This window comes from Pseudomonas nabeulensis (assembly GCF_004682045.1).
Lineage (GTDB): Bacteria > Pseudomonadota > Gammaproteobacteria > Pseudomonadales > Pseudomonadaceae > Aquipseudomonas > Aquipseudomonas nabeulensis.
In genome coordinates this window covers 1-13522 of the sequence record NZ_QUZT01000065.1, presented here as the reverse complement: position 1 = coordinate 13522, position 13522 = coordinate 1, and the positions used below count along the sequence as shown (strand labels likewise).

The following is a 13522-nucleotide window of genomic DNA, read 5'->3' as shown; positions in this document are numbered from 1 at the left end:
GTAACACCCTCAGATGTGAAAAAACTGTTACCGCTGATTTTTTGCGTAACAAAAGCCGGGGCTTACGGTAACGAAGCCCCGGCTTTTTTTGGCCTGTCAAAAACCCGAAACCGCCTCAAACCCCCGGTTTCATTGGGCGATGCAAAAGTTGGCACGCACCCTGCTATATGCTTAGTACAAAAACAATAACAAGCTTTGTACAAGACAATAAAAATAAGACGAATCGACTCACGCATAACAAGAACAACACGGCGGAGGCGCAGCTAACTGATTCTTTTGGAGAGGCGTTGCATTTGGGGCTTGCCCCGCAACCAGGCCGAGAACAACAAAAACTGCCCTAAGGCAGAGCCTGAACTGGTTGGATCATAGATCAGCAACACAGCGACCAAAGCAATCCGTTTGCTCTTGGCTCCCGATTGGGAGTGTCATGAAGGTGAAGCTTCATGGCGAGGGCGTTCAACAAAAACAAAAAGCCCGAAACCATAATAAAAATAGAGCACGCAACTACTTCTGGGGGAGCTTCGGCTCCCCTTGTAGTTTCTGGAATTTGACGCTCAAAGGCTTATGGCGCAATGCCTGTAGCTTGTTCCTACACCATCCCCTGACTAAATGCTAGAATCCCCGCCCATCATGCGGTCATTCTTCGTTATGGCCGAACATTCCTTCAAACAGTGCATCCCATGCTGAAGAAGTTGTTCCAGTCATTCCGTTCTCCCTTGCGTCGTACGCAACACAAACGCAGCACGCCTGAAGTGCTCAACAGCAGCCAGCATTCGCTGCAACGCGCTCAATTCAGCCGTTATGCGGTGAATATCGTCGAACGCTTGCAGAACGCCGGCTACCAGGCCTATCTGGTGGGTGGTTGCGTGCGCGACATGCTGCTCAATATCACGCCCAAGGACTTCGACGTCGCCACCAGTGCCACGCCTGAGCAAGTGCGCGCCGAGTTTCGCAATGCGCGAATCATTGGCCGCCGCTTCAAGCTGGTGCATATCCACTTTGGCCGCGAAATCATTGAAGTCGCAACCTTCCGTGCCGGCCACTCGCAAACCGATGGCGAGGAGGACACCAACCAGTCCTCCAGCAACGAAAGCGGGCGCATCCTGCGTGACAACGTCTACGGCACCCTGGAAGAAGACGCGCAGCGCCGCGACTTCACCATCAACGCCCTGTATTACGACCCGGTCAGCGAGCGCATCCTCGATTACGCCAATGGCGTACACGACATCCGCAACAACCTGATCCGCCTGATCGGTGACCCGGTCAAGCGCTACCAGGAAGACCCGGTGCGCATGCTGCGGGCCGTGCGTTTCGCCGCCAAGCTGAACTTCGGTATCGAGAAGCACACCGCTGCGCCGATTCGCGAACTGGCGCCCATGCTGCGGGAAATCCCCTCGGCGCGCCTGTTCGAAGAAGTGCTCAAGCTGTTCCTCTCGGGCTACGCCGCCGACACCTTCGAAATGCTGGTGGACCTGCAGTTGTTCGATCCCTTGTTCCCGGCCAGCGCCGAAGCTCTGGAACAGAACCCGACCTACACCCACACCCTGATCAGTGAAGCGCTGATCAACACCGACCTGCGCATCAAGCAGAACAAACCGGTGACCCCGGCGTTCCTGTTTGCCGCACTGTTGTGGCCGGCCCTGCCAAAACGCGTACTGCGCCTGCAAGATCGCGGCATGCCGCCGATCCCGGCCATGCAGGAAGCCGCTCACGAACTGATCGCCGAGCAATGCCAGCGCATCGCCATTCCGAAACGTTTCACCATGCCGATCCGCGAGATCTGGGACATGCAGGAGCGCCTGCCCCGCCGCAGTGGCAAGCGTGCCGACCTGTTGCTGGACAACCCGCGCTTCCGTGCCGGCTACGACTTCCTGCTGTTGCGCGAAAGCGCCGGTGAGCAGACCGATGGCCTGGGCGAATGGTGGACCGACTATCAGGACGCCAATGACAGCGAACGCCGCGACATGATTCGCGACCTCGGCAGCAAAGGCGACGGCGAAGGCCCGAAAAAGCGCCGCCGCAGTGGCAGCAAGCGCAAGCGTAGCGCGGCCGACGCCTCGGGCGAATAAACGTGGAACGCATCTACATCGGCATGGGCAGCAACCTGGCTGCCCCGGAACAGCAACTGCGCAGCGCCATTGAAGCGTTGACGCAGCTGCCCGGCACCACCGTTGCCGGTGTGTCGGCCTTTTATCAAAGTGATTCCTTGCTGCCAGGCCAGCCGCGCTACACCAATGCGGTTGCGGCGCTGGACAGCAGCCTTGCGCCGTTGGAATTGCTGGATGCCTTGCAGGCCATCGAGAATGACCAAGGGCGTGAGCGCCTGGAGCGCTGGGGCCCACGCACGCTCGATCTGGATATCCTGCTGTTTGGCGATCGCCTGATCGACGAACCGCGACTCAAGGTGCCGCACTACCAGATGCACTTGCGGGTATTCGTGCTGTATCCCTTGGCTGAGTTGGCTCCTGAAGACCTCCAGCTACCTGACGGCCAACGCCTCAGCGACTTGCTGGCAGCTTGCCCGTTTGTCGGCTTGGAACGTATGCCTCAAGCCTGACTCGGCCAATGTGGGAGGGGGCTTGCCCCCGAAGGCGGCGTGTCAGTCTGCACAAGTGCTAGCTGACCCACCGTCATCGGGGGCAAGCCCCCTCCCACATTTGATCTCCAGCGCCTTCAAAAACACCGTTCACATTGCTGAATCGCATCAGTAACAGCGGTAACACCCCACGCGTAACAATGCGGTAACACATCCAATTGACTTCCCGTGTCCTCCTCACGACTATAGGCGTCCCGCTGCCGCCAACCCGGCGCTAAAGGGCGCAATCCAGGCCTTATAAGCACTGCTCTCAAGACGGTGCGCCTGTATAAACGAAGACTCACGCGCGTTACTCGCTGTTTCCAAGCGCCTGAATGAGGACCCTTTTTATGCCAGACATTACCCTGACCACCTTGCAGAGCCTCAAGCTCAAAGGTGAAAAAATCACCATGCTGACCTGCTACGACGCCACTTTCGCCCACGCCAGCTGCCAGGCCGGGGTTGAGGTGTTACTGGTGGGCGACTCCCTGGGCATGGTTCTTCAAGGGAATGACAGCACCCTGCCTGTGACCACCGATGAACTCGCTTACCACACCGCCAGCGTCAAACGCGGAAACGATGGTGCGTTCATCATCGCCGACCTGCCGTTCATGGCTTACGCGACCCTTGAGCAAACCTTCCAGAACGCCGGCAAGCTGATGCAAGCCGGCGCGCACATGATCAAAGTGGAAGGCGCCGTGTGGCTGGCCGAATCGATTCGCCTGCTGGCTGAGCGCGGCGTCCCGGTGTGTGCGCATATGGGCCTCACGCCGCAGTCGGTGAATATCCTCGGCGGCTACAAGGTTCAAGGCCGTAATGAAGCCCAGGCGCGCCAGATGCGCGCCGATGCCATCGCCCTGGAACAAGCCGGTGCGGCGATGATCCTGCTCGAATGCGTGCCAAGCGAATTGGCCGCCGAAATCACCCAGGCCGTCAAAGTGCCGGTGATCGGCATCGGCGCAGGCTCGGCCACCGATGGCCAGGTACTGGTGCTGCACGACATGCTCGGCCTGTCGATCACCGGTCGCGTGCCGAAGTTCGTGAAGAACTTCATGACCGGCCAGGACAGCATCCACGCGGCCCTGAGCGCCTACGTCACTGAAGTCAAAGGCGTGACCTTCCCTGGCGCCGAACACGGATTCTCCGCATGAACACCGTTAAAACCGTACGCGAACTGCGGGCCGCCGTGGCCCATGCCCGCAGCGCCGGCAAGCGCATTGGCTTTGTGCCCACTATGGGCAACCTGCACAGCGGCCATGCCACCCTGGTGACCAAGGCCGCGCAACAGGCGGACTTCGTGGTAGCCAGTATCTTCGTCAACCCGCTGCAATTCGGCGCGGGTGAAGACCTGGACAAGTACCCCCGCACGCTGGCCGCCGACCAGGAGAAACTCCTGCAAGCCGGCTGCAACCTGCTGTTCGCACCCACCGTCGAGGAAATGTACCCCGGCGGCATGAGCGGCCAGACCCGCGTCAGCGTCCCGCAACTGTCTGAAGGCTTGTGCGGTGCCAGCCGCCCCGGGCATTTCGAAGGCGTGGCAACCGTGGTCAGCAAGTTGTTCAACATGGTCCAGCCGGACATGGCGGTATTTGGGCAGAAGGATTACCAGCAACTGGCGGTCATTCGCGCCATGGTGCATGACCTGAACATGCCGATCCAGATCATCGGCGAGCCCACCGTACGCGCCGACGACGGCCTGGCGCTGTCGTCGCGCAACGGCTACCTCAATGAGGAGCAACGCGCCATCGCGCCGGTGTTGTACCGCAGCCTCAGCCATATCGGCGCCGCCATCAAAGCAGGCGACCACGACTTCGCCAGGCTGCGGGCCGAACAGGTCCAGCAGATCGAAGCCGCCGGGCTACGCCTGGACTACCTCGAAGTGCGCCAGGGCGTGCATCTACGCCCGGCCACGGCAGAAGATCGTGACATTGTGATCCTGGTAGCCGCCTATCTGGGCGCTACTCGCCTCATCGACAACCTGCATCTCAACCTCAGCTAATCCCTCCCTGCTGTGCCGGTATAAGCGCCGGTATAAGTGCCGGTATAAGTGCCGGTATAAAAAAGTACCGGCCACAGCGCAGACAAAGCCAAGACATATTCACACGCTAGGTTTAATGTAATCGACCTGCGCTCCTGGTTAGCGCTGTCCGGTAACGGCCGCTCGATAAAAAGCAGGACGTTCCGGGCTTTGAAGTGTCCTAAAGGCAGTCCCCGTAATAAAAAGGAAACCCGCAGCGATGGCGTATTACCGCACCCCTCATGACGTTACCGCTCTGCCCGCCTGGCAAGCGCTCAATCAACATCGCCAAGCCATGCAGGATTTCAGCATGCGCGACGCGTTCAATGCCGATCCCCAGCGCTTTTCCCAATTCACCTTGAGCAGCTGCGGACTTTTCCTCGATTACTCGAAAAACCTGATCACCAGCGAAACCCGCGACCTGCTCGTGGGCCTGGCCAACGAAGTCGACCTGCAAGGCGCCATCAAGTCGCTGTTCAATGGCGAGCCGGTCAACTCCTCCGAAGGCCGCCCGGCCCTGCACACCGCGTTGCGTCGCCCAGTGGGTGACAAGCTGTCGGTGAATGGCGTGAACATCATGCCGGACGTGCACAAGGTGCTGAACCAGATCACGGACCTGGTCGGGCGCATCCACGATGGCCTGTGGCGCGGTTACACCGAAAAGCCGATCACCGACGTGGTGAACATCGGCATCGGTGGCTCGTTCCTCGGCCCGGAGCTGGTGTCCGAAGCACTGTTGTCCTACGCCCACAAAGGCGTGCGCTGCCATTACCTGGCGAACATCGACGGCAGCGAGTTCCACGAGCTGACCATGAAACTGCGCGCCGAGACCACGCTGTTCATCGTCTCGTCCAAATCCTTCAACACCCTGGAAACCCTGAAAAACGCCCAGGCCGCGCGCGCCTGGTACCTGGCCCAGGGGGGCTCGGAAGCCGAGCTGTACCGCCACTTCATCGCCGTATCGAGCAACAACGCAGCGGCCGTGGCGTTCGGCATCCGCGAGGAAAACATCTTCCCGATGTGGGACTGGGTCGGCGGGCGTTACTCGCTGTGGTCGGCCATTGGTTTGCCAATCGCCCTGGCCATCGGCATGTCCAACTTCAAGGAGCTGCTGTCCGGCGCCTACACCATGGACCAGCATTTCCAGAACGCCCCGTTCGAACAGAACATGCCGGTGCTGCTCGGCCTGCTGGGCGTGTGGTACGGCAACTTTTGGGGCGCGCAGAGCCATGCGATCCTGCCGTACGACCACTACCTGCGTAACATCACCAAACACTTGCAACAATTGGACATGGAATCCAACGGCAAGAGTGTGCGCCAGGACGGCACGCCCGTTTCCACCGACACCGGTCCGGTGATCTGGGGTGGCGTGGGCTGCAACGGCCAGCACGCTTACCACCAGTTGCTGCACCAGGGGACTCAACTGATCCCGGCTGACTTCATCGTGCCGATCGTCAGCTTCAACCCGGTGTCCGACCACCATCAGTGGCTGTACGCCAACTGCCTGTCCCAGAGCCAGGCGCTGATGCTCGGCAAGACCCGCAGCGAAGCCGAAGCCGAACTGCGCGACAAAGGCATGGCCGAAGACGAGGTGCAGAAGCTGGCACCGCACAAGGTGATCCCGGGCAACCGTCCGAGCAACACCCTGGTGGTGGAACGCATCAGCCCACGTCGCCTGGGCGCGCTGGTTGCCATGTATGAGCACAAAGTGTTCGTGCAGAGCGTGATCTGGGGCATCAATGCCTTTGACCAATGGGGCGTGGAGCTGGGCAAGGAACTGGGCAAAGGCGTCTACAACCGCCTGACCGGCGCCGAAGAAACCCTGGCCGACGATGCCTCGACCCAAGGCCTGATCAACTACTTCCGCGGCCGTCACCGCGGCTGATGCGGCAAACCCAAGGCCAACGTCCGTTTGGACGTTGGCCTTGAACCCTCCCCCCACTGCGTGCATCTTTATCACTTGTCGATAAAACAAGAATAAGGACCGCACATGTTCGATATCAGCACATTTCCTGCCGCCGATGCCGTCCGCCGGGCTGCGCAACTCAGTCAAGAGGACTACCAGCGCCTCTACCGCCAATCCATCGAGCAACCCGACACCTTCTGGGCCGAACAGGCCAAGGGCTTTCTCGACTGGATCACACCCTGGCACACCGTCCACCACTCAGACATCCACACCGGCGCCGCCCAATGGTTTGCCGGCGGCCAGCTCAACGTCAGTTACAACTGTATTGACCGACACTTGGCCCAACGTGCCGATCAGCCGGCCTTCATCTGGGAAGGCGATGATCCGACACAATCCACCAAAATCACCTACCGCCAACTGCACCAAAACGTCAGCCGCCTGGCCAACGTGCTGAAAAGCCGTGGCGTGAAGAAAGGCGACCGGGTGTGTATCTACATGCCCATGATCCCGGAAGCCGCCTACGCCATGCTGGCCTGCACGCGGATTGGCGCAGTGCACTCGGTGGTGTTCGGTGGGTTCTCGCCGGATGCCCTGCGCGACCGCATCCTGGATGCCGATTGCCGTACCGTGATCACCGCCGACGAGGGCGTGCGCGGCGGCAAGCCCGTGGCGTTGAAACAGAACGTCGACAAAGCCCTGGCCAGTTGCCCGAATGTCAGCACGGTGCTGGTGGTAGAGCGCACGGGCGCGAGCGTGAACTGGAGCGAAGGCCGCGACATCAAATATCAACCAGCCCTGGACGCTGCCAGCGACGACTGCCCACCCGAGCCCATGGACGCCGAAGATCCGCTGTTTATCCTCTACACCTCCGGCAGCACCGGCAAACCCAAGGGCGTGCTGCACACCACTGGCGGTTACCTGCTGCAAGCAGCGATGACCTTCAAGTACGTGCTCGACTACCGCGACGGCGAAGTGTTCTGGTGCACCGCCGACGTGGGCTGGGTCACCGGCCATAGCTACATCGTGTACGGCCCGTTGGCCAACGGTGCGACTTCGCTGATGTTCGAAGGCGTGCCGAGCTACCCGGACAGCTCACGCTTCTGGCAGGTGATCGATAAACATCAGGTGAACATCTTCTACACCGCGCCCACCGCCTTGCGCGCCTTGATGCGTGAAGGCCACGGCCCGCTGGAAAACACTTCCCGCGCCAGCCTGCGCCTGCTCGGCAGCGTCGGCGAGCCGATCAATCCGGAAGCCTGGGACTGGTACTTCAACGCGGTCGGCGAACAGCGCTGCCCCATCGTCGACACCTGGTGGCAGACCGAGACCGGCGGCATCATGCTCAGCCCGCTGGTCAGCGCCCAGCGAATCAAACCTGGCTGCGCCACCCAACCGATGTTTGGCGTACAGCCCGTGTTGCTGGATGAACAGGGCAAGGTATTCAGCGGCGCTGGCAGCGGCGTATTGGCGATCAAGGCGAGTTGGCCGGGGCAGATCCGCAGCGTCTACGGCGACCCGCAGCGCATGATCGACACCTACTTCAAACCCTATCCCGGCTACTACTTCACCGGCGACGGCGCACGCCGCGATGAGGACGGCGACTACTGGATCACCGGGCGTATCGACGATGTGATCAACGTCTCCGGCCACCGCATCGGCACTGCCGAAGTGGAGAGCGCACTGGTGCTGCATGACCAGGTCGCCGAGGCCGCCGTGGTGGGTTACCCCCATGACGTCAAAGGCCAGGGCATCTACGCGTTTGTCACGCCCATGAATGGCGTTGAGCCCAGCGACGCGCTGAAACAACACTTGCTGGAGTTGGTCAGCAAAGAAATCGGCAGCTTCGCCAAGCCGGAACTGATCCAATGGGCGCCGGCCCTGCCGAAGACCCGCTCCGGCAAGATCATGCGCAGAATCCTGCGCAAGATCGCCTGCAACGAACTGGACAGCCTCGGTGATACCTCGACCCTGGCGGATCCAAGCGTGGTGGATGGCCTGATCGACAAACGCCTGAACCGCTAGGAACCCTGAGTCGCCATGGAATTTATCCGCAGCCGTATCGAGAACCAGCTGATGAGCCTGACCGGTTTGTCGTTGGGCCAACTGGACCTGGAAAACCCCAAGGGCGACCCAGGCCTGTTCGGGCCGGAGTCGGTGAGCTGGCAAGTCCATGGCGATTTCAGCAGCATGCTCATCGGCGGCATCAGCGCGTTGATGCTGCAAGCCTTGCACCCACTGGCCTTGGCGGGCGTGTGGGACCATTCGAACTTTCGCCAGGACATGCTCGGGCGTTTGCGGCGGACCTCCCAATTTATCTCCGGCACCACGTTTGGCTCGCGGCGTGATGCCGAATGGCTGATCGAGAAAGTACGCACCATTCATCTACAAGTGGTTGGCCATGCACCGGATGGGCGGCCTTATGCCGCCAGCGATCCAGCATTGCTGACGTGGGTACATGTGGCGGAAGTCAGCAACTTCCTGGCGGCGCACTTGCGTTATCGCAACCCGCACCTCTCGGGCCGGGACCAAGACCGTTACTACAGTGAAATCGCCCTGGTGGCCGAACGGCTGGGAGCGCGGCAGGTTCCGCGCTCACGGCAGGAAGTTTCGGAGTATCTGGTGCGCATTCGCCCGCAGCTATTGTGCGACGAGCGCAGCCGCGAAGTGCTTCGCCTGCTGCTCAATGCGCCCTCCCCCAGCACTATGGCCAAGCCATTTGGCGCCTTGATGATGCAGGCCGGGATCGACCTGCTGCCGGACTGGGCCAGTGCCATGCTCGATCAGCACCAGAGCCCGCTGCAACGCCAGATGATTCGTGCGGGGGTCAAGCGCAGTGCACCGCTACTGCGTTGGGCGATGCGTAATGGTTCGGTGCAACGGGCCCATCGGCGGATGGGGTTGATGTAGGCGACGCCTCATAACTGTTAAACTTCGCGCCCTCTTTTCCCAGCAAGGCGCGCTCCATGTCTCCCTTGAATCAGGCGCTGCGCGCCGCCCTCGATCATCGCCAAGACCTGATCAACGAGCTGCACGCCCAGGGCACCGACTGCTATCGCCTGTTCCATGGCAGCCAGGAAGGTGCCGGCGGCCTGACCATCGACCGCTACGGGCCGCAATTGCTGGTGCAGAGCTTTCACCAGTCGCTGCAAACTGAAGAACTGCTCGACCTGCATCAGTTGATCAACCAGTACACCGGCCTGGAATTGCTGCTGGTGTACAACGACCGCTCCCGTGGCAACTCGCGGGTCGACCGCGAAGACACGGTGTATCGCGCTGAACCTGCGGCGCTGGAAGACCTGGTCGGTCACGAGTGGGGCCTCAATTACCGCGTGCGCGGGCGTCATGCCGGGCAAGACCCGCTGCTGTTCCTCGACTTGCGTAACACCCGTGGCTGGGTCAAGGACCACAGTGCCGGTAAAAGCGTACTGAACCTGTTCGCCTATACCTGCGGTGTGGGCCTGAGCGCTGCGGCCGGTGGTGCGCGTGAGGTATGTAACCTGGACTTCGCCGAGGGTAACCTGGCGGTCGGTCGCGAAAACGGCCAGCTGAACCCACAGCTGCCAACCATGGAGTTCGTGCAATCCGACTACTTCCCGGCGATTCGACAGTTGGCCGGCCTGCCGATTACCCAGCGTCGCGGGCAGAAACTGCCGAGCTATCCACGCCTGGAACAGCGTCAATACGATCTGGTGTTGCTGGATCCCCCGGCATGGGCCAAGAGCGCATTCGGCACCGTCGACCTGCTGCGTGATTACCAAAGCTTGTTAAAGCCTGCGCTGCTGGCCACCGCCGACAATGGCGTGCTGATCTGCTGCAACAACCTGGCAAAAGTCAGCATGGACGATTGGCGCGAACAGGTACTGCGTTGCGCAGAAAAAGCCGGACGCCCGGTACGTGACTGGCAAGTCATGACGCCGGGGGCAGATTTCCCATCGCAAGATCAACAGCCGCCCCTGAAAACACTGATACTCCAGCTGTAAGACGTTTCCCAAGAGTCTGGATCTTCGGAACCGAAAACCCGTGCCATACTCCAAGGCACTCCTGTTTGACAGAGATGGCGTCACCCATGCCCAAAGGATTGATTCGCGCCGTCGGCGCCTTGTTGACCGCCCTGGCGCTGTACAGCTTGCTGGGCTTCCTGATTTTGCCCGGCATTGCCCTGCGCATTGCCAACCAACAGTTGGCCAATTACGCCACAACACCGGCACGCATCGAGCGCATCGAGCTCAACCCGTTCAGCCTGGAGCTGACGGTATGGGGCTTGAAAATCGGCGAACCCGGCAAGGAACAAGTGGGTTTCGAGCGCCTCTATGCCAACCTGCAAATCGACAGCCTGTGGACCCGCGCGCTGCACCTTGCCGACGTGCAACTGGACCAGCCGAAGACTGAAGTGTTGTTCGACAAATCCGGCCAACTGAACCTGGCGCAGTTGTTCAAGCTGCCGCCCAGCGAACCGACTCCAGCCGACCCTGACGCCAAACCGTTTCCGCTGCGCATCGACGCTATCAAGTTGACTGCCGGTAATGTGCACTTCCAGGACTTGCGCCCCAGCGAGCCCATCGAGTTTCTCTACGACAAACTCGATTTCGAGCTGAAAAACCTCAGCACCTTGCCCGACGACAATGCGGACATGACCTTGGTCGCCGCAGGCCCGGAGGGCGGGCAGATCGACTGGAAAGGCAATTTCAGCCTGGTGCCGATCATCTCCGAAGGCACGTTGAAGGTCACCGACGGCAAGATGAAAGCCTGGTGGCCGTACGTGCGTGATGCGGTGCCGCTGGTGCTGGAAGACGGTGTACTCAATTTCAGTACCGACTATAAATTCAGCCTCGCCAAAGAGACCGAGCTGAACCTGACCAACACCGCCGCCAGCATCGCGCCGTTTGCCATCAAGGCCCCGGACGGTCGGCCGTTGGCGCGCCTCGAGCGCCTGGACGTCAGCGAAACCACCGTGGACCTGGCCAAACAGCAAGTGGTGGTCGGCAAAATCCGCAGCAACAAGCTGGAAACCTGGGCCGCCCGCGAAGCCGATGGCCAACTGGACTGGCAAAAGCTGTTCGCCAGCCAACCGAGCAAACCCGCTCAGGCACCAGAACCGGCTACCACACCCGCAACCGCCGACTCGCCAAAACCTGAGCCCGCAGCACCGAGCAAACCTTGGCAAGTCCTGCTCAAGGATGTGCAACTGCGTAACTATCAGGTGCACTTGGCTGACCGCCAGGTGAAGCCCGCGGTCGCCCTGGAGCTCGGCCCGTTGAATGTCGATATGCAGAACTTCGACAGCCTCAACCAGAGCCCCTTTACCCTCAAGGTCGATAGCGGCCTGGGTAAACAAGGCAAGATTGCGGCAACCGGCGAGGTCAATCTCAACCCGGTCAGCGCCAAGCTGAAAGTGACCACCCAGGACATCGACCTGCGGGTGGCACAAGCCTATATCAGCCCCTTCATCCGCCTGGAACTGCGCAGCGGCATGCTCGGCAGTAACCTGGATGTGAATCTCAAGAGCGCTGACCCGCTCAAGCTACAAGTCACTGGCCGGGCGCAGATCGACCAGTTGCACACCCTCGACACCCTCAAGACCCGCGACTTCGTCAAATGGCGAAGCCTGGTAGTGGAAGGCTTGAACTATCAGCATGGCGATAGCTTGTCGATCGATAAGGTCAACCTGCTGCAACCCTATGCGCGCTTCATGATCAATGATGACCGCACCACCAACGTCGATGATCTGTTGATCCCACAACCGCCGGATAAAGGCGCCAAGCCTGCCAGCAAAGAGAAACCGCTGGGCATTCATGTGGGGCAGATCGCAATCAATGACGGCTCGGCCAACTTCGCCGACTTCAGCCTGACACCCAACTTTGCCACCGCCATTCAACAGCTCAACGGGCAGATCGGCACCATCGACAGCCGCCAGGCCAAACCGGCCAGCGTCGATATCAACGGCAAGGTCGACCGCTATGCGCCGGTAACCATCAAAGGCAGCGTGAACCCGTTTGACCCGATGGCGGCGCTGGATATCGCCACCAGTTTCAAACGTGTCGAGTTGACCACACTCACGCCGTACTCCGGCAAATTCGCCGGGTTCCGCATTCGTAAAGGCCGCCTCAACCTCGACCTGCACTACGTGATCACCAAAGGCCAGTTGAAGGCCGAGAACAAAGTGGTGGTGGAGCAACTGCAACTGGGCGAGAAGGTCGACAGCGCTGACGCGGTGGACTTGCCGATTCGCTTGGCCATTGCGTTGCTCAAGGACAGCGACGGCAAGATCTCCATCGAACTGCCAGTGACGGGTGACCTGAACAACCCACAATTCAGCGTCATGCCGATTGTGTGGCAAACCCTGCGTAACCTGGTGGTGCGAGCAGCGACAGCACCGTTCAAGTTTATTGGTGGGCTGATCAGCGGGGGCGGTGCGGAAGACTTGGGTAACGTTTCGTTTGCCGCCGGCTCCAGCGAGCTGAGCAAGGATGCCGAAGGAGCTCTGAATACGCTGGCCAAGGCACTCAAGGAACGCCCTGCCCTGCGCTTGGAGATTGAGGGCACTGCCGCTGCCAGCAGCGATGGTCCCTTCCTGGCAGCCGAGCGCCTTGAGCGCGAATACCAATACAACTACTACAAGATCCTTCAACGCCGGGGGGACAAGGTTCCCGCCCAGGCTTCGTTACTGGTGGTGCCGGAGAAAGAAAAAGCACCGTTGCTGGAAGGGATCTACCGTACCCGCCTGAAACAGCAGCCACCGGCCGAGTGGAAAAACCTCAGCGACGATGAGCGTACCGCCAAGCTTCGCGATGGCGTTATCAAGTTCTGGAGCGCCAGTGATGTGCTGCTGCGTCAACTGGGTCAGGACCGTGCCAGCACCATCAAGGATTACCTGGTAGACAAGGGTCAGCTTGAGGATGACCGGGTGTACTTCATTGATGCAAACCTGGGCCAGGCGGAGAAGGATGGTCGGGTGGTGACACCGATGCATCTGGATGCTGAATAACCCTAGAGCTGCTGATTTCTAAATGTGGGAGGGGGCAAG

Annotated in this window: 9 protein-coding genes; all 9 read left to right on the top strand. The window is 60.4% G+C overall.

Features of this window, described 5'->3' with window-relative positions; translation table 11 throughout:
- Positions 1-680: 680 nt before the first annotated feature.
- Positions 681-2069: a polynucleotide adenylyltransferase PcnB gene (locus tag DYL61_RS25330; protein WP_105698732.1), complete on the top strand. Its 1389-nt coding sequence runs from the start codon at positions 681-683 to the stop codon at positions 2067-2069.
- A gap of 2 nt (positions 2070-2071) precedes the next feature.
- Positions 2072-2557 (top strand): 2-amino-4-hydroxy-6-hydroxymethyldihydropteridine diphosphokinase, encoded by a 486-nt coding sequence (gene folK / locus DYL61_RS25325; RefSeq protein ID WP_135310618.1) that lies wholly within the window; start codon positions 2072-2074, stop codon positions 2555-2557.
- 368 nt (positions 2558-2925) lie between these two features.
- Complete coding sequence (gene panB / locus DYL61_RS25320) at positions 2926-3726, top strand: 3-methyl-2-oxobutanoate hydroxymethyltransferase (protein ID WP_135310617.1); 801 nt, start codon at positions 2926-2928, stop codon at positions 3724-3726.
- Positions 3723-4574, top strand: coding sequence for a pantoate--beta-alanine ligase (panC, locus tag DYL61_RS25315; protein WP_135310616.1), 852 nt, complete (start codon positions 3723-3725; stop codon positions 4572-4574). The genes panB and panC overlap by 4 nt, the downstream gene beginning before the upstream one ends.
- A 238-nt stretch (positions 4575-4812) precedes the next feature.
- The gene (gene pgi / locus DYL61_RS25310) at positions 4813-6477 is read left to right on the top strand and encodes a glucose-6-phosphate isomerase (RefSeq protein ID WP_105698728.1); all 1665 of its coding nucleotides are present in this window, start codon (positions 4813-4815) and stop codon (positions 6475-6477) included.
- A gap of 105 nt (positions 6478-6582) precedes the next feature.
- Positions 6583-8520 (top strand): acetate--CoA ligase, encoded by a 1938-nt coding sequence (gene acs / locus DYL61_RS25305; RefSeq protein WP_135310615.1) that lies wholly within the window; start codon positions 6583-6585, stop codon positions 8518-8520.
- Between the two features lie 15 nt (positions 8521-8535).
- A complete protein-coding gene (locus DYL61_RS25300) occupies positions 8536-9405 on the top strand; it encodes an oxygenase MpaB family protein (RefSeq protein WP_135310614.1) in 870 nt (289 codons plus the stop codon).
- A 56-nt stretch (positions 9406-9461) separates the two neighbouring features.
- Positions 9462-10478 (top strand): class I SAM-dependent rRNA methyltransferase, encoded by a 1017-nt coding sequence (locus DYL61_RS25295; RefSeq protein ID WP_135310613.1) that lies wholly within the window; start codon positions 9462-9464, stop codon positions 10476-10478.
- Between the two features lie 86 nt (positions 10479-10564).
- On the top strand, positions 10565-13483 hold the full coding sequence (locus DYL61_RS25290; protein ID WP_135310612.1) for a DUF748 domain-containing protein: 2919 nt from the start codon (positions 10565-10567) through the stop codon (positions 13481-13483).
- Positions 13484-13522: the final 39 nt, after the last annotated feature.